Raw genomic sequence first — 24,968 nt, 5'->3', positions numbered from 1 at the left:
CGGCGGAGCTGGCGCCGATCCTGGAGCGGCTGTCGCTGGACGCGGCGGAGTGGCTGGCGTCGGTGCGGGGCTACGACCGCCGGTTCCGCCGGGTGGTGGGCTGCGCCGGCCGCCTCGCGGAGCTGGCTCGCGCCGCCGGCCTCAAGTGGTTCCAGGGCGTCGCCGCCTGCCGACGACTCTTCCTCCCCGCCCGGACGTAGAACGCCGCAAGGGCAACACGGATGGACTCGGGGACACCCGAAAATGAAGCGGGAAAGTGGCTGTAAAACCTTGGGTTGAACCATCGCCCGGAGGGCGATGGTACTCATTGCGGGGTCATCAGCACTGACAAGTTCGCAACAGGTGGGAAACGACCGAGAACAGGGCCGTAACTCCTTTTTTTATTATCACCCGGCGGTCGATGCCACTTGTTTCGAGGCCGTCTGTATCCAACGGTTCTTCAGCCTTCGGATGACCGGTTGATCCGGTCGACAACCCCGAGAATGCAGGTATCGACAGGAACTTCTTCGGGTTCAAAGGGGAAGGCCGCCTCCCGCGCCGAAACGAAGAAGACCGTTTCCCCCGCGCCGACGCCGGCCACATCCAGAGCGGCAAAAGCCTCGCCTTTCATTTGACCGTCCGAACCGATCTCCCTGATCAGGAGGATCCGCTTCCCGGTCAGGGAGGGGTCTTTAACCGTGGCAACCACGTTGCCGACAACCTTGGCGATGCGCATCTGACCTCCTGGCCGGTCCATCGTCACCTGCAGGCCGACCCAGTTCAAGCCAAGCCGCAACCAACCACAGGACACTCAGTCATCCCAAGAGGTGAGTGCCTTCTGGACACTCATCTCTCTCACTGGTTTGAGTGTCCTTTTCCGCCAGCCTGGAACCAGGGCTCTCCCTGCGGATCAGTCGAGGAGATGGTTAACCAGCCCGTCCTTCAACTTGGGTTCGAACCAGGTCGATTTCGGGGGCATGATCTGACCGGCGTCCGCGATGGCCATCAACTCCGCCACACTGGTGTGGTGGAGGGCAAAGGCGACCGCCGCACGACCCTCATTCACCAGTCGCTCCAATTCACCAAGCCCCCGGATACCTCCGACGAAATCGATCCGCTTGTCCTTTCTCGGGTCACCGATCCCGAGTATGGGCGCAAGCAGATTGTCCTGAAGAATGCTCACGTCAAGGCTCCGAACCGGATCGGCGGCGTCGAAAGTCCCTTCCCGGGCGCTCAACCGATACCACCGCCCGCCAAGGTACATCCCGAAGCAGTGCGTCTTCCCGGGCTTCCCATGCTCAGCAGGCTCGACCGTGAACTTCTCTCCTACCTTGCCAATGAAGGCCCCGGGCTCCAAGCCGTTGAGATCCTTCACCACGCGGTTGTAATCCATGATGTAGAGTTGATCGTGCGGGAATATGATGGCGTAAAAAAAGTTATATTCTTCGTCCCCCCTGTGGCCCGGGTTGTTCTCTCTTCGCATCCGTCGGACCCGGCAAGCGGCGGCAGAGCGGTGATGGCCGTCGGCGACGTAAAGGGCAGGCATTTCTTTGAAAAGCTCCTGCACACGGCTGATCCAAACCGGATCGCTGACCACCCAGAAGGTGTGCCCGATTCCATCCGCGGAAATGAAATCATACGCCGGTTCGGCCTTCATGGCACTCTCCATCATCGCATCAAGCTCGGGTCGAGCGGCGTAGGTGAGGAAAACCGGTCCTGTCTGGGCATTGAGAATGTCCACGTGCCGGGTGCGGTCGTCCTCCTTGTCGGCGCGTGTCAACTCGTGCTTCTTGATGACACCGGACTCGTAGTCATCCACCGATGCACCTGCCGCAAGGCCAACCTGAACATGGTCGCCCATCCGCTGACGATAGACGTAAAAGCAGGGCGAAGGGTCCTGAAAGAAAATACCGTCCTCGAGATAACGCCGGAAGTTCTCCGCCCCCTTGCGGTAGACTCGCTCGTCGTAAAGAGAGATGGAAGGGTCCAGATCGATTTCCGGCTTCCCGACGTGAAGAAAAGACAAGGGATTCCCCTCCGCCATCCGCCGTGCTTCTTCGGAAGAGAGCACGTCATAGGGGGGAGCCGCCACGCGGTCCACGACTTCGGGCTTCGGGCGCATGCCGCGAAAAGGTCGGATGATGGCCATGGTCAAATTTCCTCCGTGGATTGGTCTTCAACAGTCGGCGGGACGCTGCCGGATCGCGCCGGAGCGGAAGTCTATAACCGTCCCCGCTCATTGTCAATTCTGAAAGAGCAAGGTTTCTCCTTGACTTTTGCTTCCCGCTCGAATAGCCTTGATTCGAGGTCGGGAAGCGAAATGTCGGAGAAAGCAAAGCAGTATCCATTCTGGCTGAAAACGGGAGAAGGGCTCCATTCGCTTGAGGAGCTGATGGAAGCCCTCTCCGACATGCCCGACAGCACCTATAACGATCACGTCAATCCCGCAAACAACGATTTTTCCAACTGGCTCAGGGACATCCTGGAACTCCAGTCAATGGCCGAAGCCATCCGCCACGCCCGTTCTCCCCTGGAGTGCCTTCGAATCATCCGTGAATCGCTTCAGCCCGGTCCGCGGCCGTACCGGAAATGGCACAAGGAGGACATCAGCCGCCTCAAGCGGCTCTTCCCCGCCAAGACGAACCAGGAGGTTGCCCGTTTGATGGGGCGGAGCCTGGTCAGCATTTCCTCCATGGCCTTCAAACTAGGCCTCCGGAAGCATCCCGAGTTCAAGGCCCAACTCGGAAGGCTCAGCATGTCGAGACGCTGGGGTGTCCCCCTCCGGCAAATGAAACGCCGTCGCCGGGCAAAACCCGAATCATCTTGAGGGTATCGTAACAGCCGGGAAGCAGCCCGAAACTGCTGACTTCCCCCTTTGTTCACACCATCGGCCAAGGTGGATGACTCGACGACGGGATACCCCTTTTCGCCGTCAAGTGACCCCGTATCTTCAATCGGCGGCAGCCCGGCTCAGGAGCACCAGATCGACTCCGTCCGGGTGCCCGTCGGAGTCGATGTCGTCGCAATCATGACCACAGGGAAGCTCGATCAGGTTGCCGGAGGCGTGGGCTCGCCAGAGCGCAAGGTCGATGGTGTTGACATGGCCGTCGAGGTTCAGGTCGTAGGCGGGGTCCACCGGCGTGTAAACGGTCACCGTCGGGGTGGCGCCCGATATCTCGCCCCCGTTGTTGACCGCCTTGAGCGAAAACGCATAGGGCCGGTCCATCCGCAGGCCGGTGACATCGTACAGGGTCCCCGTGACCTCCGCGATAATGGACGGGATGGGGCTGTTGTTGTTCTGGACAAGGTAGTGGTGGATATCCGGCTCAGGGTTCGCGTTCCACGCCAGGTGGATGGCGTAGGGCGACGTCGGGGTTGCCGTGAAACCCGTCGGCACGGAAGGAACTGCTGAGTCCCCCGCGGGCCCGGCCTCCGGGAGAGATCCGGCCGAAGCCCACGCCACCAGAACGACTGCCAGGATGCCTGCCCGCGTGACCCGCATGCTCACCTCCCCAACTGATGGGAAATCCTATCTTCCACCTTTACTCCTCTCCGAGAGTCTTGTCAAGGTCGGTCGAGACAATCCCGTCAAAAGCCCCCCCCTCTCCCGTCACCGTCACAGAACCAGACAGGACCGAGCGAAGGAAAACCCCGTCCAGGGCGTCCAAAACGTTGTTACCATCGGAATCCCCGCAAGAGGGGCACACGCAGGGGACTTCACCCGCCCGAAGGTTGCCCGACAGGGTCTGCAGCAGGACCACCAGGTCACCGCTGTCGACGACCCGGTTCCCGTCCAAATCCAAGCTGAGCCCGGTCACCGCCTCCTGGACCACCCCAACCGGCACCCCCTCCAGGCTCAGCACCACAGAACGGGATAGCTTGCCCACGTTCGGGTCCACTGCGAGCACGACGTCCGCCGGCCCGTTACCCGAGCTCGCAGCGGCATGAATCCAACCTGGCACACCTGTCACCATCCAGGGACACCCGCCGAAGGTGGAGACGAAAAACGACGTCTGCCCACCGGCGACACCCACGTCCAACCGCCCCGGGGCCGCCGTGTACGTGCACCCCTCGGCCATTCGCGGTTTGAGAGAAGCGTCCCCGATCAAAACCATCCCGTACCACCAGGGGGGAGTCTGCAGCGGGAAACGCCTCTGCACGGTGTTAAACCACGTCCGGAAGGCCTCGCCGAACACCTTCCCGGCCGACAGTGCACCGTAAAAGTGAGTGTCCTCCCACATCCCGCCGGTTTTGGTGCTCCCCCAGGCCAGAAGCCCGGATTGCGCGGGGTTGAAGGCGATCAACGATGCCAGGGAGTTCGGGGTGGCAAAGTCGGACCCGGAGCAGACGAAGAGCGAGTGAAACAAAGCCGGCGGGTCATCGGAAAGGTAATTCGGCGCCATGACGTAGTTGAAGAATGCGCCTCCGCCCTCGTAGAAACCGTGCCCCCCCGGGTAGCCGTGGGAGCGGAGAAGGACGAGTTCCCGTCCTTCCGGAAGACGGTTGACGCGATAGTCCGAGGCGGTGGTCAACTCCGCGTCCCAGACCCCGGCGACCTGGCCGGGGTAAATGGCCTCCAGCGTGGCGGCATCGTCGGGCCCCATGGAAGACCAGTCGTCGTCCACGTAGGCCAAGGCCTTTCGGGGCGGCGTCCAGCCCCCGGTCCGGTAGGCGTGGTTTTTCTGGAAGTAGGCGTCGAGAAGTTCCGCTTCCGTTCCGGCCAGGGACAGGTTCGCCGTCCGCATCCGGCAGACCCAGATTTCCAGGTCGAGGTTGCCCGCCCGGGTGTCGTAGCGGCCATTGCCCGCTTGGACCTGCCCGTCCTCCAGTGCGTCCGTCCACGTCCCGTCGAGATCCATGTAGAACACGTCGCAGGGGAAATCCTCGTACTCGCGGAACCCGTCCCCCCAATCCTCCATCATCTCGAATAACACGTAGGGGATTTCGCCGATCAAGACCGCCCCGGCCAAGGAGGCCGTTTCCTGGTAGAGCGCGCGGAGATGGTCCCGGAGTGCCTCAGCGCCGCCGGACTGGAAAGCGTAGACTACGGCTGAGAAGCCGGATTGGGAGATGTCGGCGAGGTATGCGTCCAGGCCCGTGGCCAAGGCCCCCTGCACATCCTGGTGGACCACCACGCAAATACGGGGCGGTGTCGCCACGCTTTCCCTGGACGCCGAGACGCAGGCCACGGCTTCCATCTCGAGGCTCCCTCCGAAACGGGGAACATCGTGGATCTCCCGTGGCAAGCCCAACGGGTGCATCCAGCGGGTCACCGCGGGGGGAATCCCGGCCGCCGCCGGACACGCCGAGCAAACCATGAAAACGATCCCCAGGACCGCAAGCCGTACCCTACCTGCCATAACCACTCTCCTTCGAGACGCTTTCATCCCCATCGGATATCCGAGACGAGGTCGTTTATAACACATCCAGGCATTTCCTCCAACCCTTCCCCAAAGCCCCCCGCCCCTGCGCCGAGATACAGGACACCCACTTTCCAGACCTTCGCCGAAGGGCCCTCATCCAGGCCCGAATCATCTGAGACCGAGTTCCCTCGACCGTCATGAACGGGTCCGAAACACCGCCTTGCCTGACGTGGTACAATGACGATTTACGTCCGGATGAACGGCAGGAAGGCCGCCCGGACCGGAGGTGAAGCATGAAACGGAAATCACCCGGGGTGGACCCCCTGTTCCTGATGGCCGAGCGCCAGGCTGTCGACTTCTCCCTCTTCCCGCCGGACGAGGCGGGGATCTCCCTGCTGGGCGTCCTGACGCCGGAGCAGATCGCGGCCCGGGTATCGGAACTGCGGACCCTGGACGTGGACGACTACGTTGCCGCCGCGGTCTACCCCTCCGAGGACGGCAACCGGCCGAGCGCCCGCTGGGTGATCCGGCGGCTGGGCGGGGAGGTCCTGCGGGAAATCGAGATGGGCCCCCTCTACGCCGCCGAGATGCTCCTGGGGCTGGGCGACGGGACCTTCCGACGCGTGGGTGTCCTCGCCCAGGAACGTCGGCGTCGGAGCGGGATCTGGATGAGCGAGCACCACCTGAAGGCGGTGGAGGTCATCCGCGGGTTCGCCGCGCGGGCCCTCCCCATCGTCACCTTCATGGACACGCCGGGCGCCGACGCCGGCGAGACGGCCAACCGCCACAACCAGGCGCACGCCATCTCCCGCCTCATCGCCGAGTTCGCCCAGCTCGACGTCCCGACGGTCGGGGTGATCCTGGGCAATGGCTACAGCGGGGGCGCCATCCCCCTGGCCACCACCAACGTCCTCCTCTGCGTGCGGGACGGTGTGTTCAACACCATCCAGCCCCGCGGCCTGGCCGGGATCGCCCGCAAGTACGACCTCTCCTGGCAGGAGTGCGCGAAGTACGTGGGCGTGAGCAGTTACGAACTGCACCACGACGGCTTCCTGGACGGGATCATCGACTTCGTCCCCGGCGAGGTGGACAAGGTCTCCAACCTGCTCGCCGCTGTCGGCAGTGCCGTCCGCGCCGTGGAGAAGGCCGCGGAGCGCTTCGTGGCCACCACGCCCGAGGTCTTCGAACACTACCGCGGCACCGTGACACGCTACCTTCAGCCGTCGGAATCGCTCCGGAAGCTCCAAAAGGCCCCCCTCTCCCTCCTGGACAACCCCACCGAGCAGCCCAACGTCTTCGGCTGTGCCTTCCGTCACCTGCGCTACCTGGGGCTGCGACGGCGCATCAAGTCCACGACCCGGGAGCAGTACGGGCGCCTGAGCGAGGCCGACCTCCCGAGGGGCGACCTCCGGCGCCGCACCGAGCAGGAGTATCACCGCATCTTCCGGAACTGGCTGGAGCACCCGCTGGAGGTCCGCTATGACGACGAGCTGGCCCACGCCTGGAAGGAGTACCTGCGCCGCCGGACGGAACTGCTGGGCGGGCGCGGCCGGCTCGGGCGCCTCTTCTTCGGCGACCCGGGAGCCAATTTCCGCGCCGCCTTCCAGCACCTCCTGATGGTGGTGGGTTTCCACCTCCTGAACCAGTGGAAGGGGGCCTCCCAGGCCAACTTCCTGGCCCTGGCGGACCACCTCGGCGGGGTCGAGCCCGCGGACTTTACCGAGCGGGAGGACCTCAGCGTGCTCGACGTGGTCAACCACCTGGAACTCCGGGACCTTTTCATCGAGGAATGCGAGAACTTCCTGGTCTTCGACCTGATCTACGACAATCTGGTGACGGGGATGCGCCTCATCGCCCGGGAAGTCAAGGACACCAACGTCATCAGCCAGAACTCCGTCCGCCGGCTCTTCGAGGACTCGCTTCACCGGGCCACCGCTGAACTGGCGAAGCGACGGATCCTCCCCGAGGCCGGAGAGGGCCGTCAGGACGAACTCAAGCGGCAGTTCATGGGCTGGATCGACCACTTCGCGGCGCACCCCCGCCGGGAGGCCCTTCTCCGCAAGGTCGAGGAGTGGAAGAAATTCGTCCACCTGAGGACCAGCGAACCGCTCTTCGCCATCATCACTTACTACTTCGGGCATCTCCTCCCCTCGCACTTCGCCTCGGTCCTTGCCGGAAAACCCTTCGACGGCGATATCCGGCCGCGCAACATCGGCGTCCGGGACTTCTGGAACCGGCTCACCCTGGCCTACCAGGACCTTCTCATCCACGACGAACTCCAGCGGCTGAAGAAACAGCATCCAGTGACGTCCGCCGCCGTCCTCGACCGGTTTTTCACCGAATTCCGGGAGACGGACCCCGGTCTCATGACGGCGGACCCCGTCCATTTCCCCGGCTTCCGCGCCTCCATCGAGGAAGCGCTGGACAAGGGCGTTCGGCCCTGCGGCGCCGTGACGGGAATCGGCCGGCTGAAGTGCGGCGACGTCCCCCGCCGGGTGGGCGTGGTGGTCTCCAACCTGGAATTTCAGGCGGGCGCCTTCGACATGGCGGGCGCCGAGAAGTTCTGCCGCCTCCTGGTGACCTGCGCCCGTCAGCGGCTCCCCATCGTCGCCTTCATCTCGTCGGGCGGGATGCAGACCAAGGAGAGCGCCGGGGCCCTTTTCCCCATGAGCGTCCTCAACGACCGGATCACCCGATTCGTCCGGGAGACGGGTCTTCCCGTTCTCTGTTTCGGGTTCGGCGACTGCACCGGGGGCGCCCAGGCCAGCTTCGTCACCCACCCCCTGGTCCGCACCTACTACTTCTCCGGCACCAACATGCCCTTCGCCGGGCAGATCGTGGTCCCCGAGCACCTCCCCTGCACCGCCACCCTCTCCAACTATCTCAGCCGGGAACCCGGTTCCATGCAGGGGCTCGTCCGGCACCCCTTCCACGAGGGGCTCGACGACGCCCTGCGCGCCATCGACCCCGCGGTCCCCATTCCCCGGGAGACGGTGGAGGAGGTCATCGACCGGGTCCTGAAGCTAGAGCTGGACGCCACGGCGGGCGGGGAGTCAGCGGAGGCCGTGGAACCGCCCATCGCGGCGCCCTACACCCGCGTCCTGGTCCACGCCCGCGGGTGCGCCGCCGAGAAGATCGTGCGCAAGGCCCAGGAGACCGGGCACGAGGTGATCCTGGCCCAGTCGGACGCCGACATGGAATCCACCGCCGCCGCCCTGCTGCGGGACGGCATCGACCAACTCGTCTGCATCGGCGGGAACACGCCGTCCGAGAGCTACCTCAACGCCATGAGTATCGTCCGGGTGGCGGAGCGGACCGGCGCCGGGGCCCTGCACCCCGGCATCGGCTTCCTTTCCGAGAGTTCCGCCTTCGCCCGGGTCTGCCGCGCCCACGGGCTGGTCTTCATCGGCCCGCCGGTGGAGAGCATGGAGTTGATGGGGAACAAGTCCAACGCCATCCACACCGCCATGAAACTGGGGATCCCCGTGGTGCCGGGCAGCCACGGCATCGTGACCCACCCGGAGGCCGCCGCGGCCCTGGCGGGGCGGATCGGCTACCCCGTCATCATCAAGGCCGTCCACGGCGGGGGCGGAAAGGGGATCGCCGTGGTGGAGCGCCCCGAGGACTTCGCCGAGGCCTTCCTCCGCATCTCCGCCGAGGCCCTGAGCGCCTTCGGCAACGGCGACGTCTACCTCGAACGCTTCGTCGCCTCGCTGCGGCACGTCGAGGTGCAGGTCCTCCGCGACGCCCACGGCCACTGCAAGGTCCTGGGCCTCCGCGACTGCTCCGTTCAGCGGAACAACCAGAAGGTGATCGAGGAGTCGGGGTCGACCCTGCTCCCCGGCGACCTGGAGCGGGAGGTGTTCGACCACGCCGCGAAGATCGCCGACGCCATCGGGTACGTGGGGGCCGGCACGGTGGAGTTCATCTACGACCTCTCGGCCCGGGCGGTCTACTTCATGGAGATGAACACGCGCCTGCAGGTGGAGCACCCGGTGACCGAGGCCGTCTCGGGCGTGGACATCGTGGCCGAGCAGTTCCGCATCGCCGCCGGCCGCTCCATCCGGGCGCTGAAGCCCCACCGGGAAGGCTACGCCATGGAGCTGCGCATCAACGCTGAAAAGGCGGTGGTGGGCGCGTCCGGCGCCCTCGACTTCCTGCCCTGCCCGGGGAAGGTGACTTTCTTCAACGTCCCGGATGCCCCGGGGATCCGCCTGATCCGGGGCACCGGCGACCAGATGACCGTGACGCCTTACTACGACAGCATGATCGTCCAGCTCATCGCCCACGCGGCGAACCGGGCCGCGGTCATCGAACTCCTCCGGGGTTACCTGGAAACCGTGGAAGTGCGGGGGATCAGCACCAACATCCCGGTCCTGAAGCGGATCCTGGACGACCCCGTCTTCCGCTCCGGCGACTACGACACCACCTTCCTGCGGGACTTCACGTCACGGCTCGACGCGGAGTCGCTGGCGGCGGAGATGGATGCGGCGGCCGGGGGATCCGGCGGGGCCATGGACCTGGACTCCCTGCGCATCACGGGCTCCGACGAACTGAGGGTCCCGGCCCCGTCCCCGGGCATCTTCTACGGCTCGCCGTCCCCGGGCGAGCCGGAGTTCGTCCGGCCCGGCGAGGTGGTGGACGTGAACCGGACCCTCTGCCTCCTGGAGGCCATGAAAAACTTCCGGCCGCTGAACCTGGCGTCCTGGCGGGCGGGCGATGCGCCCCTCTACCCGCCGGAGGCGCTCTACGAGGTGGTCCGGGTGGTGCCGGGGAACGGCCAGGTGGTGAACCGCGACGACCTTCTCTTCGTCGTCCGGCCGGTGGAGCCGCTCGCGGCGATTCCGACGAACCCGTAGACCGTTTCGGAATCCCCCCGCCCTTCGTACCATCGCCCTCCGGCGCGGTGGACGATCGTGCCACAGCCGCACCCTGCGCGGCCCGGAGCGCCGCGCTACGCCCCCCGTACCGTCACCCTCCGGGGCGATGGACGGTCTCGCCGCGGCCTCACTCCGGCAGCGTCATGTCCGGCCACGGGGACGGGTCGCCTTCCGGGCCCGACGAGGCCGGGAGCGGAACGGCTTCAAGGTCGGCCGCCCCCTCCGCGGCGTCCGGGACGGCGTCGAGGTCCATCTTCCCCCCGCCCGGGGGGAAGCCGTTCAGGTTCACGTGGTTCTGCGTCACCCACACCAGCCCCGCCGACCCCGGCGACATGGCCCCCGCCAGGCCCCACTCCGTCAGGTACCACGCCGCCACCGACCCCGTCGTCCCGTAACGCCACAGCAGGTCAGCCTTCGCGTCGTGGTTGAAGTCCCCCACTCCCACCACCTTCCAGTTCGGGTCCCCCACGGTCCCGAGGTAGGCCGCCCCCAGGAACCCCAACCCGCTCACCCGCCAGGCGGACAGCGCCCCGCTCGTCCCGTGACGCCAGAACACGTCCGCGCACCCGTCATGGTCCACGTCACCGAACCCGACGATCCGCCAGGCCGGATCCACCATCCCCAGGTACAGGCTCCCGGCGTATCCCCCGGCGTCCAGAAGCCACACGGACATGGTGCCGTCCGTCACCTTCCGCCAGAACAGGTCCGCCTTCCCGTCCCCGTTGAAGTCCCCCATCCCGATCACCTGCCAATCCGTCGTACCGATCTCGCCCAGCAGCACCGATCCCGTCGGCGTCCAACCGTTCATTTTCCACAGGCTCACCACCCCCAGCGTGTCGTTCCGCCAGAGCAGGTCGGCCTTCCCGTCCCCGTCCATGTCGTCCGTCCCCTGCACCGCCCATGCCGGGTCAACCGTCCCCGGGGACGGGCTCGACAGAACCCCGGCCGGTCCCATCAGCCACATCGACATCGCCCCCGTCACCGCGTCTCGCCAGAGCACGTCGTCCAGACCGTTCCCGTCGAAGTCCGCCACCCCCTTCACCTGCCAGTCCGTGCTCCCCACGGTGCCCAGGAACCGGCCCGTCACCGCGCCCCCCTCGCCCCACAGCCACGCCGTCAGCGTCTCGTTCCCGTCGTTCCGCCAGATCACGTCCGTGTACCCGTCCCCGTCCAGGTCGTACGGCGCCCCCGTCACCGCCTGCCGCACCGTCACCCAGCCCGTCGCCGAGTCCGCCGTGCCACAGTTCCCCGTCACCCGCACCCAGTAGGGCACGCTGTCCGTCAGCGCCGGCGTCGTGTACGCGTCCGCGTCCGCTCCCACCGGCATCGACACGTCCCCCGTCACCCCGCGGTACCACGCGTAGTGCAGGTTCACCCCGGTCGCCCCCACCGCGAACGTCGCCGCATCCCCCGACGCCACCGTCTGCGACGCCGGGTGGCCCGTGACGGACGTCGCCGCCACCACCGTCACCAGGTGCCCCGCCGACGTCCCCGCGCACCCCGACCCGTTCGTCACCGTTACCGTGTAAGTCGTGTCCGTCGCGGGAGACACGTCCACCGTCCGCGTCGTCGCGCCCCCGGGAGCCCAGGAGTACGAGGCGTACCCATCCCCCGCGTCCAGCGTCACGCTCGACCCCGCGCACACCGTCGCCGGGCCCGTCACCGTCGGCACCGGCAGCGGGACCACCGTCACCGTCGCCGCCCCCGTGTCCGACGTCCCGCACCCGTTGCTCACCCGGCACCAGTAGCTCGTGTCCGCCGTCAGCCCCGGCGTCGTGTAGCCCGGTGCGTCCGCCCCGCCGGGCGCCGGCGTCCCCGTGTCCCCGCTCGCCCCCTGGTACCATGCGTAGTGCAGCGTTCCCGTCCCCGTCGCCGTGACGCCCAGGTTCGCCGTCCCCCCGGAGCAGACCGCGGTCCCCGTCGGCCCCGCCGCGAGGAAGGGCCCCTCGCAGAAGGAGACCTTGTACGCCGGTGACGCGTTCCGGAAGTGTATCCAACCCGTGTTCTCACCCCATGCGTACCCGTCGAAGTCGCCCGTCGCCGGGTCCAGGGTCACCCCCCCGCCCGTCGGGTCGAACCGCACCCACCCCGTGTTCTCGCTCCACGCGTACCCCGACAGGACGCTCCCGTTCCGGTTCACCCCCCAGTCGGTCGCCGTGGTGTTCAGGTAGGTGTGTGCCCCGCCCCCTACGTGGCTTCCCAGCTTCAGCCACCCCGTGTTCTCCGCCCACGCGAATCCCTCCAGGTGGTCCGGGTACACCGTCACCCCCCCGCCTGTCGGCCGATAGTTGGTCCACCCGGTGTTCTCCGCCCACGCGTACTTGTTCGTCGCGTCGATGTTCCCCGTCTGCGCCCCAACCGTCCCCGCCGCCCACAGCAGCAGCGCCAGGACCAAAACGACCGCCCGACCGTATCCCGCCCGGGGACTCGCGTGTCTCATGCTTCCTCCTCGATCTCTCGTTGACGTTTCAACCTTCAACCCGATGTCGGATTCCCATCCGGACGAACCGGAGAACAGACCACGAAATACACGAACCGGAAGAGCACCCGGGTGAACACGGATTATCCGGACTCTCCGGAAACAAAAGAACCATGCGGTCCCGACCTCTCGCAAGGGCGCCAAGCCGCCAAGCCTCGCCAGATCGGATCCGGAACCGGGAACCCCTCACTATTTCCGCCCTGCCCCCCGAAGGGACGCCACGCCTGTTCACCTCAGCCTCGTTCGAGACGATCCCCCCGTGTTGGCGCACGCTATACCTTAATCCATCCAAAGCGCTTATTGTCCGCCCCGGACCGGCCACACGTAGGACTTGGTCGACTTGACAAAACCGCTCAAGGCGCCGTTGTAAATTTCCATGGTCCACGCCTGGCTGGTGTCGCTGGCGAGCGTGCTGGACGACCAGTAGCGGAAAGCCCATGTACCGAAGGTCTGTACCGTGAAGGGGTCGCCCGACGTCCACTGCCCCGTACCCGCCGTGTTGCATAACGCCGGGCCGATATATCTGTAATCCGGCAGACTGGAGAGTTCCCGCACGCTCGGCAGGCGCCAGTCCCCGGCGACCGACCCGTCGGTCAGACCGCAATGGCCGCTATGCAACTCGCTACATAACAACAAGGCTGCGTCCCATGTAACCGAAGTAGGTAATCCGGTGAGAGTGCCGCAGTCGGCCTTCTTCAGCCAGATCAGCCCCGTCAGGTTGTCCGTCACCGTCCCGTCCCCGTTGTCCGCGAACCGCGGCGCCGGCCAGGGCACCCCCTTCTGCAGCGCCCCGTCCGACCCCGCCGGCGCCGGGTCGATCGGGACGGTCGGCGTCTGCCCCGTCTTCGGCACCTTCGTCGGGAGCGCCGCCGCGTACACCTCGTCCAGGGTCTTCCCCGTACTCGACGGCCCCGCCGTCGGCTCCACGAACGCCAACGGCCGCTTCGAGGCCATCACGTTGTTCGTCAGCCGGTTCCAGATGTCCCGCAGCGTGTACATCGCCGTCATATTGTCCGACGGCGTCAGCGGCTGGTCCAGCTCCCCCGCGATCGCGAACCACGCGGCCAGAGAAACCCCCGCCAACACCAACGCCAGGGCCAACCGTCCCGGTCCCCGTGTTCCCGCCGCTTTCGTGGCTTTCGTCATGTCAACATCCTCCACCCGTCCTGTTTACGTTTTCGATCCGTCCCGAATTGCGGGATGTTCATGTTCCCGCCAACCTTGGCCAACGCGTAACAAATCAATTCAGCCGCAGAGAACGCAAAGAATATCGAATCCACAACGCAATGCACTTGGACAGGTCGGGCTTTCTTTGCATTCTTCTGCGTTCTCGGCGGTTTTACGGATCCGGACTCCTTGCGGGACCGACAACCTCGACGTGGTCTTTCCACTCCCTCGGCGCCATGCACGGATACTCCCCCTCATAACACCCGCTTCTTCCGACGATTTTGTCTATTCATAGCATCACGCGCCGAGGATGTCAACAGGATTTCCCGGATTGAATCCTTTGTGAAATCAATACATCCGCGTCGCCGGGGATGGGCCTCAGAGGGGGAGCACGAGACAGACGAACGGAGAAGACAGAATCCAGAATCCAGAATTCAGACTGGAGAAGTCCGGTGCGGGGAGACAGCAGGCAGGCGACGGGAGATGGCGTCTGGCCTGTTCATGGTCGTCGAAGGCGTAGCCTCTCCGTGCCGTAACACCGTGGTGAGAGTTCCGGAAGGATCTTCCAGAGAGAAATTCCAGAAGGATCGCTCGCGGAGATATTCCGGGGGGATGGCTCACGGAGACGCCGGGGTACGGGGCGGGCGCGGCCGGAACAGGGCGACGATCCGCCAGGTCAGCCAGGGGACGAACCAGACCAGGTTCCAGATGACGATGGTGAGCTTGTACCAGTCGACCTGCTCCGCCCAGAAGGCCTCGTACGACTCCGCCCACTCGAGGAAGACGGGGTCCGGGGCCATCTTCAGGCCACGCCGCTCGACGGCGTCGTCCGCGGCCGCCCGGCAGGCGTCCAGGTCCTGGTTGCCGGGGTCCAGTCGGATAGCGGCCCGCGGCGGCTGCTTCCAGTTCCTGCGGCACGCGGAGACCTCCCCGCAGATCACCCAGGCCGCCACCGGCTGTTCCGTCGTCCACCCGGCGTCCACCAGGGGCGCGGCGTAGACGTCCCGGCCGCGGGAGGACGACCGCCGGGTTCTGCTCGGTGGAGTGCGGTAGTACCCCCACAGGTCGTCCCGGACCCGGGCGTCCACCAGGGTGAAGGCGGACGCCTCCGGGTGCGCGGGGATCGCCTCCACGCGGACGTCCCTCACCACCGGCCGGGAAACCAGCAACAGAATCTGGTACAGGGCCTGGTTGCCCGTGATGCCCCCGAAGCACCCCGCGAAGGCCGCCCACCACAGGGCCCCCGATTTTTGAAAGACCCCCAGGACGATCACCGCCAGGGCCAGGACGATGGCCACGGCGATGGAGAGCCACCACGTCCCGAACCAGGCCGCCAGTCCAGACAGCGCGATGATCGCGTTCATCGACAGCAGGCACGCGAAAAACGTGGCGAGGGGTTTCATGGCTCTCCTCCGGGTCGGTCTCCCCACATTCTACGCCGAACGCCCCTGCTCGGCAAGATCTTCAGACATCTGGACGGGCAGAACGATGCGGGCGGGTAAAACTCTGCGGAATCCGCGTGTTCTGCGGTTGCGGCTGGTATCGACCGGTAGAGTAGAGGAGCGAGCGAGAGTGTTAAGGCTCCGGCATAGGGTGTTTCAGGGTTTCCCCGGTCCGTGCCTCAGCAGCCGTATGCCATGCACTCCAACTCGCTCCCCCCTCGTCGAACCGGACGTGCGGATTTCCCGCATCCGGCTCTCCCGGAGACTATCCCCTCAGGCTGTCGCAGTGAGTTGCGCCGCCTCTCCCTTTACAAGTAGATCAGCCCCAATCTCTTGAGCTGTTCGTACATCGTGACCCCTTCCGGGGGTCGGTAAGGCCGCTGGCTCCGCCGACGCAGATGGATTTTCATCCGTACCCGTACGTACCAGTTGATCGCCCGAAACGCTTTACGGGGATACCCGTGCCCGTAGTAGTTGCTCCATCCCCGCAGGTGGCGGTTGATTTCCCCGATCATTGTCTTGACCGGCTTGAAGCAGTACTTCGACCCCGTCATCTCCCGCAGCTTTTCCCGTTCCCGGTTCAGCGATTTCTTCGAGGGGGCCATGTTCAGGTACCGATGCCCGCGACCATGACGGTCGGGTTCATAGCTGAACGTGTACCCCAGGAAGTCCAGGCTCTCCCCGGTTCCCCGGACGTTGACCACCCGGGTCTTCTCGCGATTCAACTCCAGTCCCATCCAGGTTTCGATCTTCTTCTCGATCCATGCCCGCAGACGGCTCCCCTGGTATCTCGCCAGGATCACGAAGTCGTCCGCGTACCGCACCAGGCGGGCCTTGGCCCAGTGGAACGGCCCGTCCTCCCGATGGAACACCTTGTCGAACCAATGGGTTCTCCGGAGCCGTCGGGGTTGGCGCCCCCTCCCGCCGGGTCTCCCAGGTTCCTCGACCGATCTGTCGATACGCGCCCTCCCCAACCACCCCGGATGGCTCGACCGGTGCTCGTGCTCATTCCTTCCCGGTCGATGGCAGGCTTCACATGCTCTGGTTAGCTGGCCACCATCATCCTTGCGTTTCGAGGCCGAATCGGGTTCACAATCGTTAGGGCTCGCACCTTCGTTGTCCGGGAGGGTTCTCCCCCCGTCGCCCCCAACGCGCCCTCGCGTTGGAGACCGGCCTGCTCCCCACGCTTGATCACTCTCGCGCAGGAGACCGCAACTACATGATGAATGAGCAATTATCACGCCTGACACCTCTCAGTCAGGTAGATCGGCCAGGCTTTCCCTGGCGCACCAAAGACACAAAATCCGCGAACGAAGAAGACAGGAGTGATGCTTCCTTAACATTCTCATATTTTTGCGGATTTTGCTCAGGATATTGAGTAAAATTGATGCGGTCGCAAAAAGTGCCATCACCCTCTGGGTGATGGCTCAAACAAAGGTCTTACAGACACTTTCCCCCTCGCTTTCCGACTTTTTACGAGGGCATCAAAATTGCTCAGGATGATGAGCAAAATGGCGAGGGCAACCATGGACTGTCGACGTTCGCAGTACGCGGAGTTGCTGAAGCGATTGAGGGAGCCGCGCCGCTTCATTACTGGAGAGGGTGACCGTGAAGTCGATTTCGTGCTTCGCCGGGGGAAAGACCGCATGGCCATCGAAGTCAAGATCGGCCGGTATCGGGGGGAATTGACGGGAATGCAGGCGTTCGCCCGGTGTTTCAACCCCTCGCGCAGTGTACGGGTGGGGGAGGGAGGGCTCCCCCTGGAAGAGTTCCTGCTCATGCCGGTTCCGGACCTTTTCCCCATGGCCTGATCCAATGAAAATCCTTATCTGTACGCCATTCGACCTGTCCGTGCCGCGCGGGAACGCCATTGCCGCCGGCCGGTTGGCCAGGGGTTTCAACAACCGGGGACACGCCGCGGAGATCCTGGCCGGCCCCGATGCGGTCGCCGAGGAAAGCGTCCGCCGGCGCCTGGCGGACGCCCGGCCCGACGCCGTGCTGGTCCTCCAGGCGGCTTACAGCGCCGGGGCCGTCCGAGCCGCCGCGGCCGACGGCCGGGCCCGGGTCGTGCTGGCCCTTCGCGGCACCGACGCCAACGAGATGCTGGACGACCCGGCGATCGGGCCGGCGGCGCTGGAGGCGATCCGGCTCGCCCACGCCGTCACGGTCTTCAACGACGTCATGCGGGATGCCGTCGCCGCCCGGGTCCCCGGCAAGGCAACGGCGCTCCATGTCGTACCCAACGGCCTGGAATTCCCCGTCTCGGACGTCGACTACCGCTCCCGCCTGGGTGTCCCGCGCAACGCCGTGGTCTTCGCCGCCCTCTGCGGCCTGCGGGCGGTGAAACGGCCCGTCGAGCTTCTGGAGTGGCTGGATCCCGTCGTTCAGCGGAGCCCCGGTCTCGTCCTGATCCACGCCGGCCCGGTCCTGGAGCCCGAGGTCGGGGATCGCTTCCACGGCATGGCCGACGCCAGGCCCTGGGTGCATCGAACCGGGGTGATCCCCCACGACGAGACGGACTCCTTCCTCCGGGCCGCGGACGTCTACGTCTCCGCCAGCCGCTCGGAGGGGATGCCCCACGCAGTGCGCGAGGCCATGGCCGCCGGGCTGCCCCTGCTCCTCTCCGACATCCCGGGCCACCGCCGCATGGCCGCCGGGGCGCGGGAGGCCTTCTTCTACGACAGCCCCGCGTCTTTCGCAGCCGGCGCCCTGTCCCTGGCGGGCGACCCGGAACGCCGCCAGGCGATGGGTGCTGCCGCCCGGGAGCGAATCGAGCGGGAACTGGCGGGTTACTCCGAAACGGACGCCTACCTGGCCCTGCTGTCCCAACCCGGATGAACCGGAAAAGGAACCACGAACCACACGAACAAGTTCCCCGGTTCCGGAGGAAGGGGGACATCAGCCGGTGGGTGCTCCGCCGACGGCGGTGCTACCGCCGGGAACGCCGCGGGTGGTTTGGTCCCGCGCACCGACGGGTCCCCACCCCGTCAGGGGTGTAATGTTGGTAGTAAAAACGGTTGTTTTAATTTCCCCCGCGCGCCTCCGCGTCCTCACCCCGTTAGGGGTGAAATATTTGTAGTAATAGTGGTTATTGATTATTTCCCCCGCGCGCCGCCGGGGGTGAAGCGTGCTCCGAAGCGCCCTCCCGGGCCGGCGGCGCGCGGGGGAGGACAATCTTTATAACTGCCTTTTCTACAAACATTTCACCCCTGACGGGGTGAGGACGCAAAGGGCACGATCCCGGCGGGGTGAGGACGCAAAGGGCGCGATCCCGGCGGAATGGGTACGCGGCGGGCACGCTCCCGGTGGGGTGAAGGCGCGGCGGGCACGATTTCGGCAGGGTGAAGGCGCTGTAAGGCACGATCTCGGCGGGGTGAAGATGCAAAAGACAACCAACCGCCGAACCCTGTTGAATCCGGCCACGGAAAAGGTGTCGTTGTCCCGGACCCGGTGTCGTTTTCCTGGATTCGGTGTCATTTTCCCGGACCCGATGTCGGCGCCCCCCCGGGCGACGACGCATTGTCAGGCCCGTCCCCAAACCCCCGTGGCGAAACGTTCCGCCAAGCCACCCCGGATGCGGCCCGTCTGCCCCGCAGGGGCGAAGGGATTCCCCGGTCCGCTTCCCCCCACACTTTGCCGTGATGGCGCGGCGGTTTTAGGGTAAAATAGGCGGTCCGGGCCCCGGGCTCGAATCACTCGACCGAAGGAGACCCCATTCCCATGCCGCCCCGGTGGAGAAACCCCTTCCGGCGCCTCTTCACGAACTACCCGCTGTGGCCGGTGCTGGTCTGCCTGGGAATCCTCTGGTTCGGGCTCATCGGCACCTACGGTTTTCTCGGCTCGGAAGAGCCCCGTTACGCCCGGATCCCCCAGGAGATGGCCGACCGGGGCGACTGGGTGGTGCCGGTCCTGAAGGGTTACCCCTGGATGGAGAAACCCCCCCTGCTTTACTGGGGCATCATGGCCTCCAACGCCCTTTTCGGCCGCACCGAGTTCGCCGCCCGCTTCCCGTCCGCCCTGCTGGCACTGCTCTTCACCGCCTTCCTCCACGGGGCCGTGCGGGACGTTTTCGGGCGACGCGCCGCGTTTTTCGCCGCCTTGTCCCTGGGGACCACCCTCCTCTACTCCGCCTTCGCCATGGCGGCGGTGATGGACATCCACCTCACCGTCTTCCTGGGCGCCGGGCTGCTCCTCTTCTGGCGTTCCTGGCTGGGCTTCGAGGGGAAGGCCCCGGTCCGCCACCCGAACATCCACCTCTGGGGGGCCTGTTTCGCCTTCGGCGTCGCCGCCCTGGCCAAGGGCCTCGTCTCCCTGGCCGTCCCGGTGCTGGCCATCGTCCCCTTCCTGGTCATGGCCGGGGGGTGGCGGCACTACCTTCACTGGCGCATCCTGCCCGGGATTCTCCTCTTTCTCGCGGCCGCCGTCCCCTGGCACCTCCTCATGATCCGACGCCAGGGCTTTCACTTCGTCCTGGTCTACTTCATCAATCACCACCTGGCCCGGTTCTTCACCTCCATCCACCACCACTCGAAACCCTTCTGGTTCTACCTGCCCGTCCTGCTGATGGGGCTCTTCCCCTGGACCCCCTTCCTGTTCAAGATGCGGGGCCTGCGGGACGCCCTCCGCCGGGCGGGGGAGGACGCCCGTGCCTCCGGGACGGCCTTCGCCCTCTGCTGGGCCTTCTTTCCTTTCCTCTTCTTCTCCGTGTCGGAAGCCAAGCTGGCGGGTTACATTCTTCCCCTCTTCCCCGCCCTGGCGCTCTTCCTGGCCCTGGGCACGGAGCGCTTCATCGACGACGAACAGCCGGACCGGACCCTGGCGGCGTTCGTCCTCGGGACGCCCGTGGTGGTGGCCCTCGCCATGCCGGTGTTCGTGAAGGTCCGCTTCGACCGGCTCTTGGAGGGCATCGGTTTCGGGCTGCTCTTCCTGGCGGCCGCCCTTCCCTTCCTGGGCCTCTACCGGAGAGGGAAGCGTGCGGCCGCCGCGGCCTCGGTCTCGCTCATGCTGTTCATCCCCGCCCTCGTGGGGATTCCCGCCTTCTTCGAGACCTTCGAGCCCGACTTCAACCGGCGCCACGTCTGTGAAGCCGTCAAGCGTCTCACCGGGCCGGACAACCCCCTGGTGGTCTTCCAGCACCTCCACCACTCCATCGATTACTACACGGGTTACACCTGCAGCGAGAACATCCTGGAGCCCCCCCTCCTCGCGGATCTGCTGGTTCGGCGCCCGTCGCCGGTCTACGTCCTCACCCTGATGGAGAACTACTCCCACATCCTTCTCCCCCCCGGCTTCCGCATGAAACCGCTCTTTCGGATCGGCACGTCGCTGGTGGTGAAGGTGACCCGCCTGGAGGTCCCGGCGCCATGACCACCCTCCCCGCCTTCCTCAAACCCGGCGACCGGGTCCACGTCCCCGCGCCGGCCTCCCCGGTGAAGGAAGCCTTTCTGAAGGCCGGCCTCGATCGTCTTCGGGGGCGGGGGTGGGAGCCCTCCACCGGGCCCAACCTGTTCGAAACCCGCTTCTCCTCCGCGGGGGACGACGACGTCCGGGCCGCTGACCTGGTCCGGTCCCTGTCCGACCCCGCGGTGGCCGCCGTCTGGCCTGCCCGGGGAGGCTATGGCTGCGGCCGGCTCCTCCCCGCCCTGGACCGGGCCTTCGCCGACGGCCCGCCGCCCCTGAAGTGGCTGCTGGGTTGTTCCGACGTGACCTTCCTGCTTCTCTACGCCCGCCAGCGCTGGGGGTGGCCGGTCGTCCACGGGCCCATGCCGGCCGGCGACGTGGCCCGCGGGCCGCGGGACTGCGACCTGGACTACCTCTTCGCCCTCCTGGAAGGCCGTTCGGTGCGGGCCGGCGTCTCCACCGTCCCGCTGGAGGTCCTCCGGGAAGGCCCCGACGTCGTCGCCCCGCTGACGGGCGGGTGCCTTTCCATCCTGGCGGCGACCCTGGGGACGCCGTACGCCTGGGAAACCGACGGCTGCATCCTCTTCCTGGAAGACACCCAGGTGAAGCCCTACCAGCTCGACCGCCTCCTGACCCAGCTCCGCCAGGCCGGGAAGTTCGATCGCTGCCGGGGCATCGTGTTCGGCCGCATGACGGAGTGCTCCCAGCACCCCGCCCAGGGCTACACCGTCTGGGAAGCCCTCTCCCACGCCCTGGAGGGACTGGACGTCCCCGTGCTCGGCGCCCTGTCGTCGGGGCACTCGGACCGCCCGACGGTCCCCCTGGTGTTCGGACCCCCCTACCGCCTGAGCACCGCCGAAAATAACCTCTTCCTGGAGGCCCGGCCCGATGCCTGACAAAACGAAATCCACCCCTGAACGCATTTACCTGATCGGAATCTGCGGCACCGCCATGGCGTCCCTGGCCTACCTGCTCAAGGCGGCCGGGTACACCGTGACCGGGTCCGACGCGGGCATCTACCCGCCCATGAGCACCTACCTCAAGCAGAACGGGATCCGGCTCCTCCAGGGCTACGACCCCGCCAACCTCCAGCCCCGGCCCGACCTCGTGGTGGTGGGCAACGCCATCTCCCGGGGGAACGTCGAACTCGAGCGCACCCTGGAAACCAAGATCCCCTACGCCTCCCTGCCCGAAACCCTCCGGTTGCGGTTCCTTCCCGGCCGGACCTCGGTGGTGGTTTCCGGGACCCACGGGAAGACCACCACGGCCTCCGCCTTGGCCTGGGCCTTCAGCGAACTCGGGGAGGACCCCTCCTTCCTCATCGGAGGGATTCCCGCGGGCCTTGGTGGAGGCGCGCGGCTCGGACAGGGCCGATGGTTCGTCCTGGAGGGGGACGAGTACGACACTGCCTACTTCGACAAGGCCCCCAAATTTTTCCATTACCGCCCCGACCTCCTGGTGGTGAACAACGTGGAGTACGACCATGCCGACATCTACCCCGACCTGGAGAGCATCCTCCTCCAGTTCCGGCGGCTGGTGAACATGGTCCCCCGCAGCGGGCTCATCGTCTACGGGGGCGACTGCCCCAACGCCCGGGCGGTGACGGCTCGCGCGCTCTGCCCCACGGTATCCGTCGGGCTCTCCGAGGGATGTGACTGGCGGGTCGAGGTCCCGGGCGCCGACGTCGACGGCACGCGCCTCCGGGTCTACCGCCGCGGGGAGGACCTGGGGGAGTTGCGCACGCCCCTGCACGGAGACCACAACGTCCGCAACCTCGCGGCCGCGGCCGCCGTGCTCGACCATGCGGGTTTTGCCTGGGACCGGGTGGCGGGGGCCCTGTCCTCCTTCGCGGGGGTCGAGCGGCGGATGACCCTCCGGGCGGAAGTGGGCGACGTGCTGATCTACGACGATTTCGCCCACCACCCCACGGCCATCCGGGAAACCCTGGCCGGCGTCCGCCGCCGCTTCCCCGGCCGCCGGGTATGGGCGGTCTTCGAGCCCCGGAGCTGGACGTGCCGGAAAAAGGTCCACCAGGAGGCCATGCCCGCCGCCTTTGCCGGCGCCGACGGGGTGATCCTGGCCGAGGTGTTCCGGAAGGAGCAACTCCCCGAGGCGGACCGCTTCCGCCCCGAAATCGCCGTGGAAGCTCTCAACGCTTCCGGCGGGCGGGCGTATTACATCCCGGACGGCGACGCCATCGCCGATTTTCTCTCCCGGGAGACCCGCCCGGGGGACGTGGTGGTCGTGATGTCCAACGGCGGGTTCGACGACATCCACCGCAAACTGGCCGAAAGGATGAGGACCAACCATGATGCGTAACACCCGGCGAAGCGGCCGCACAAGGCCCCTCCCCCCCGCGCTCCTGGCGGCGGCGCTGCTGCTGCTCGGGGCGGCCCACGCCCCCGCCCAGGACGACAACGTCATCCGGAGCGAGTCCAACCAGGTCTTCGTGCCGGTCTCCGTCTCCACCGTGGAGGGCGAACCGGTGACCGACCTCAAGCGGACGGACTTCCACGTCCTGGAGAACGGCATCGAGCAGGAACTGGCCAACTGGGCCCACGAGGAGGTCCCCCTCAACGTGGTGTTCCTGATGGACGCCAGCCACAGCGAGTTCATGGAGATGACGGCCATCAAGAAGGCCATCCGCGCGTTCGCCGCGGAACTCCACGCCCAGGACCGGATCGCCCTGGTCACCTTCAACGCCGAGGCCCGGCTGATCCTCAACTGGAGCAACGACCGGGAGCGCCTCGATAAGGCCCTGGACCGGGTCTTCCCCAAGGGGAACACGGTCTGGTACGACGCCCTCTACGTGGTGCAGAAGGACCTCCTCCCCCAGGTGCAGGGCAAGAAGGTCATCGTCTCCGTCACCGACGGGTGGGACACGGGGAGCCTGGTCAAGTTCCAGGAAGTCCTGGACACCTGCCTCCAGAGCGACGCCCAGATCTACATCTTCGGCAAGACGGAGAGCATCCGCGAGTACGCCGAGTACTTCAAGCGGGAGTACGGCGCGAAGTACGACGAGACGGGGCTCATGAAGGTCATGTATGCCGCCGAGTCCCAGATCCGGAAGCTGACGTCGGAGACGGGGGGGCGGGTGGTGGACCTGGCAAAGTCCGACAAGCTCGAGACCCTTTACCGCAAACTCATCAAAGAGCTGAGGATGCAGTACTACCTTTCCTACCAGCCGTACAACATGGAAAAGGACGGCACCTACCGGGAGATCAAGGTCCGCGTGGACCGGCCCGGCATGGTGATCCACCACCGCCGGGGATACAACGCCAAATGACGGACGCCTGCGCACCGGGCCCGCTGGCGGCCAACGTCTACCTGATCGGTTTCACGGGCGCGGGCAAGACCACCGTGGGGGAAGCCCTGGCGCGGGACCTCGGGGTGCCCTTCGCCGACCTGGACGCCGCGGTGGAAACCCGGGCGGGTCTCAGCGTCGTGGAGATCTTCCGCCGGCACGGGGAGCTGTTTTTCCGGGCCGCCGAGGCCGAGGCCTTCAAGGCCCTCGCGGAACGAAAGGGCTGGGTGGTGGCCCTGGGGAGCGGGACCTACGCCATCCCCGGCGCGAAGGCCCTGGCGGATTCCACCGGCCTGTCGGTCTGGCTGGAGTGCCCTTTCGAGGAACTGCTCCTCCGCTGTTCCCGGGCCCACGCCCCCCGTCATCCCGCTCTCGACGAAAACAGCCTGCGAGGCCTGTACCTCCAGCGCCTTCCCGCCTACGAGAGCGCCGCGCTGCGGATCAGCACGGGGGGGGTCCCCGTCCGCGCGGTGGTGGAGGACCTCGTGCGCACCCTGCGCTGGCGGGGGATGGTGGGGGGGGGAAGGCTGTAGGCTATAGGCTGCAAGGCTGAAGGCTGGGCGAGTCCTATGGGGGTCGGCATCGCAGGCCGAATGGGACAACGAATGGGGCGTGTCGAGAACCGAGCCCCGAAGGGGCCGACGGGAAAGCAGCCGGGGGCGAGTCTTCGAGCCCCCGGAATGTGTTGTGAATATTGAGATTTAAGGCTCGAAGGGTCAGAAGGAAAAGCTGTTCGTATGTTCGGAAGCTCCATCGTGAACGCATTCGTAAAGGGCCCGGGCGGCCGGGGCCGTCATTGTACCGATTGAGGGAGCGCCCTGGCTGTCGGAGATCGAGGCCAGAATCCCGTTCCGGATTCCACCGCTATGTCGGGAACTGCTGGACCGCTTTGAATTTCTCCCGTTCACGCTGGGGGAGATCGAATTCTTCGGGAACACCGGGGACCGTGCGGAT

At 66.2% G+C, this 24,968-nt stretch carries 18 protein-coding genes; 10 read left to right on the top strand and 8 right to left on the bottom strand.

Translation table 11 applies throughout. From position 1 onward, the window contains the following. The coding region (locus tag KA419_13645) for a hypothetical protein (GenBank protein ID MBP7866980.1) at positions 1-200 on the top strand (200 nt) is incomplete at its 5' end. Positions 201-439: 239 nt separating this feature from the next. On the opposite strand, the gene KA419_13640 is transcribed toward KA419_13645, so the two are convergent. Both KA419_13640 and KA419_13635 read right to left on the bottom strand, forming a co-directional pair. Next, the gene (locus KA419_13640; protein MBP7866979.1) at positions 440-715 is read right to left on the bottom strand and encodes a EutN/CcmL family microcompartment protein; all 276 of its coding nucleotides are present in this window, start codon (positions 713-715) and stop codon (positions 440-442) included. A 174-nt stretch (positions 716-889) separates the two neighbouring features. Further along, positions 890-2,128 (bottom strand): DUF1015 domain-containing protein, encoded by a 1,239-nt coding sequence (locus KA419_13635; protein ID MBP7866978.1) that lies wholly within the window; start codon positions 2,126-2,128, stop codon positions 890-892. A gap of 171 nt (positions 2,129-2,299) precedes the next feature. Between KA419_13635 and KA419_13630 the strand changes: the two genes are divergently transcribed. Beyond that, complete coding sequence (locus KA419_13630) at positions 2,300-2,806, top strand: hypothetical protein (GenBank protein ID MBP7866977.1); 507 nt, start codon at positions 2,300-2,302, stop codon at positions 2,804-2,806. 123 nt (positions 2,807-2,929) lie between these two features. Here KA419_13630 and KA419_13625 read toward each other — a convergent pair whose 3' ends face one another. Together KA419_13625 and KA419_13620 are read right to left on the bottom strand one after the other, a co-directional pair. Then, a complete protein-coding gene (locus tag KA419_13625) occupies positions 2,930-3,481 on the bottom strand; it encodes a fibronectin type III domain-containing protein (GenBank protein MBP7866976.1) in 552 nt (183 codons plus the stop codon). 40 nt (positions 3,482-3,521) lie between these two features. Continuing rightward, positions 3,522-5,339: a BACON domain-containing protein gene (locus KA419_13620; GenBank protein ID MBP7866975.1), complete on the bottom strand. Its 1,818-nt coding sequence runs from the start codon at positions 5,337-5,339 to the stop codon at positions 3,522-3,524. Between the two features lie 296 nt (positions 5,340-5,635). On the opposite strand from KA419_13620, the gene KA419_13615 reads away from it, so the two are divergent. Further along, positions 5,636-10,201 carry an ATP-grasp domain-containing protein gene (locus KA419_13615; GenBank protein ID MBP7866974.1) on the top strand — a complete coding sequence of 1,522 codons (4,566 nt, stop codon included), beginning with the start codon at positions 5,636-5,638 and terminating at the stop codon, positions 10,199-10,201. A 148-nt stretch (positions 10,202-10,349) separates the two neighbouring features. Here KA419_13615 and KA419_13610 read toward each other — a convergent pair whose 3' ends face one another. From KA419_13610 to KA419_13595, 4 genes are all read right to left on the bottom strand, one after another. Next, positions 10,350-12,662, bottom strand: a complete 2,313-nt coding sequence (locus KA419_13610) for a VCBS repeat-containing protein (GenBank protein MBP7866973.1) — start codon at positions 12,660-12,662, stop codon at positions 10,350-10,352. Between the two features lie 336 nt (positions 12,663-12,998). Beyond that, entirely contained in the window at positions 12,999-13,847 is an 849-nt protein-coding gene (locus tag KA419_13605; protein MBP7866972.1) for a DUF1566 domain-containing protein, read from the bottom strand. Between the two features lie 638 nt (positions 13,848-14,485). Continuing rightward, on the bottom strand, positions 14,486-15,271 hold the full coding sequence (locus tag KA419_13600; GenBank protein MBP7866971.1) for a hypothetical protein: 786 nt from the start codon (positions 15,269-15,271) through the stop codon (positions 14,486-14,488). Between the two features lie 347 nt (positions 15,272-15,618). Then, positions 15,619-16,047, bottom strand: a complete 429-nt coding sequence (locus tag KA419_13595) for a maturase (GenBank protein ID MBP7866970.1) — start codon at positions 16,045-16,047, stop codon at positions 15,619-15,621. 789 nt (positions 16,048-16,836) lie between these two features. On the opposite strand from KA419_13595, the gene KA419_13590 reads away from it, so the two are divergent. The 7 genes from KA419_13590 to KA419_13560 all read left to right on the top strand — a co-directional run bounded on the left by KA419_13590 (position 16,837) and on the right by KA419_13560 (position 24,547). After that, positions 16,837-17,121 carry a hypothetical protein gene (locus KA419_13590; GenBank protein MBP7866969.1) on the top strand — a complete coding sequence of 95 codons (285 nt, stop codon included), beginning with the start codon at positions 16,837-16,839 and terminating at the stop codon, positions 17,119-17,121. A gap of 4 nt (positions 17,122-17,125) precedes the next feature. Beyond that, positions 17,126-18,148 (top strand): glycosyltransferase family 4 protein, encoded by a 1,023-nt coding sequence (locus KA419_13585; protein MBP7866968.1) that lies wholly within the window; start codon positions 17,126-17,128, stop codon positions 18,146-18,148. Positions 18,149-19,030: 882 nt separating this feature from the next. Beyond that, positions 19,031-20,677 carry a glycosyltransferase family 39 protein gene (locus KA419_13580; protein ID MBP7866967.1) on the top strand — a complete coding sequence of 549 codons (1,647 nt, stop codon included), beginning with the start codon at positions 19,031-19,033 and terminating at the stop codon, positions 20,675-20,677. Further along, the gene (locus tag KA419_13575; protein ID MBP7866966.1) at positions 20,674-21,606 is read left to right on the top strand and encodes an LD-carboxypeptidase; all 933 of its coding nucleotides are present in this window, start codon (positions 20,674-20,676) and stop codon (positions 21,604-21,606) included. The genes KA419_13580 and KA419_13575 overlap by 4 nt, the downstream gene beginning before the upstream one ends. Continuing rightward, on the top strand, positions 21,599-23,029 hold the full coding sequence (mpl, locus tag KA419_13570) for a UDP-N-acetylmuramate:L-alanyl-gamma-D-glutamyl-meso-diaminopimelate ligase (GenBank protein MBP7866965.1): 1,431 nt from the start codon (positions 21,599-21,601) through the stop codon (positions 23,027-23,029). The genes KA419_13575 and mpl overlap by 8 nt, the downstream gene beginning before the upstream one ends. Continuing rightward, positions 23,019-23,996: a VWA domain-containing protein gene (locus KA419_13565; GenBank protein MBP7866964.1), complete on the top strand. Its 978-nt coding sequence runs from the start codon at positions 23,019-23,021 to the stop codon at positions 23,994-23,996. Before mpl ends, KA419_13565 begins: the two co-directional genes overlap by 11 nt. Beyond that, the gene (locus tag KA419_13560; GenBank protein MBP7866963.1) at positions 23,993-24,547 is read left to right on the top strand and encodes a shikimate kinase; all 555 of its coding nucleotides are present in this window, start codon (positions 23,993-23,995) and stop codon (positions 24,545-24,547) included. Before KA419_13565 ends, KA419_13560 begins: the two co-directional genes overlap by 4 nt. Positions 24,548-24,968 lie beyond the last annotated feature (421 nt).

The organism is Acidobacteriota bacterium (assembly GCA_018001935.1).
Classification (GTDB): Bacteria; Acidobacteriota; JAAYUB01; order JAAYUB01; family JAAYUB01; genus JAGNHB01.
This window is presented reverse-complemented; position numbering and strand designations above follow the sequence as displayed.

Bases quoted from the DNA above. Each gene is read 5' to 3' on its own strand.
- KA419_13640 (MBP7866979.1), bottom strand. From the start codon at position 715: ATGCGCATCGCCAAGGTTGTCGGCAACGTGGTTGCCACGGTTAAAGAC.
- KA419_13635 (MBP7866978.1), bottom strand. From the start codon at position 2,128: ATGGCCATCATCCGACCTTTTCGCGGCATGCGCCCGAAGCCCGAAGTC.
- KA419_13630 (MBP7866977.1), top strand. From the start codon at position 2,300: ATGTCGGAGAAAGCAAAGCAGTATCCATTCTGGCTGAAAACGGGAGAA.
- KA419_13625 (MBP7866976.1), bottom strand. From the start codon at position 3,481: ATGCGGGTCACGCGGGCAGGCATCCTGGCAGTCGTTCTGGTGGCGTGG.
- KA419_13620 (MBP7866975.1), bottom strand. From the start codon at position 5,339: ATGGCAGGTAGGGTACGGCTTGCGGTCCTGGGGATCGTTTTCATGGTT.
- KA419_13615 (MBP7866974.1), top strand. From the start codon at position 5,636: ATGAAACGGAAATCACCCGGGGTGGACCCCCTGTTCCTGATGGCCGAG.
- KA419_13610 (MBP7866973.1), bottom strand. From the start codon at position 12,662: ATGAGACACGCGAGTCCCCGGGCGGGATACGGTCGGGCGGTCGTTTTG.
- KA419_13605 (MBP7866972.1), bottom strand. From the start codon at position 13,847: ATGACGAAAGCCACGAAAGCGGCGGGAACACGGGGACCGGGACGGTTG.
- KA419_13600 (MBP7866971.1), bottom strand. From the start codon at position 15,271: ATGAAACCCCTCGCCACGTTTTTCGCGTGCCTGCTGTCGATGAACGCG.
- KA419_13595 (MBP7866970.1), bottom strand. From the start codon at position 16,047: ATGGGACTGGAGTTGAATCGCGAGAAGACCCGGGTGGTCAACGTCCGG.
- KA419_13590 (MBP7866969.1), top strand. From the start codon at position 16,837: ATGGACTGTCGACGTTCGCAGTACGCGGAGTTGCTGAAGCGATTGAGG.
- KA419_13585 (MBP7866968.1), top strand. From the start codon at position 17,126: ATGAAAATCCTTATCTGTACGCCATTCGACCTGTCCGTGCCGCGCGGG.
- KA419_13580 (MBP7866967.1), top strand. From the start codon at position 19,031: ATGCCGCCCCGGTGGAGAAACCCCTTCCGGCGCCTCTTCACGAACTAC.
- KA419_13575 (MBP7866966.1), top strand. From the start codon at position 20,674: ATGACCACCCTCCCCGCCTTCCTCAAACCCGGCGACCGGGTCCACGTC.
- mpl (MBP7866965.1), top strand. From the start codon at position 21,599: ATGCCTGACAAAACGAAATCCACCCCTGAACGCATTTACCTGATCGGA.
- KA419_13565 (MBP7866964.1), top strand. From the start codon at position 23,019: ATGATGCGTAACACCCGGCGAAGCGGCCGCACAAGGCCCCTCCCCCCC.
- KA419_13560 (MBP7866963.1), top strand. From the start codon at position 23,993: ATGACGGACGCCTGCGCACCGGGCCCGCTGGCGGCCAACGTCTACCTG.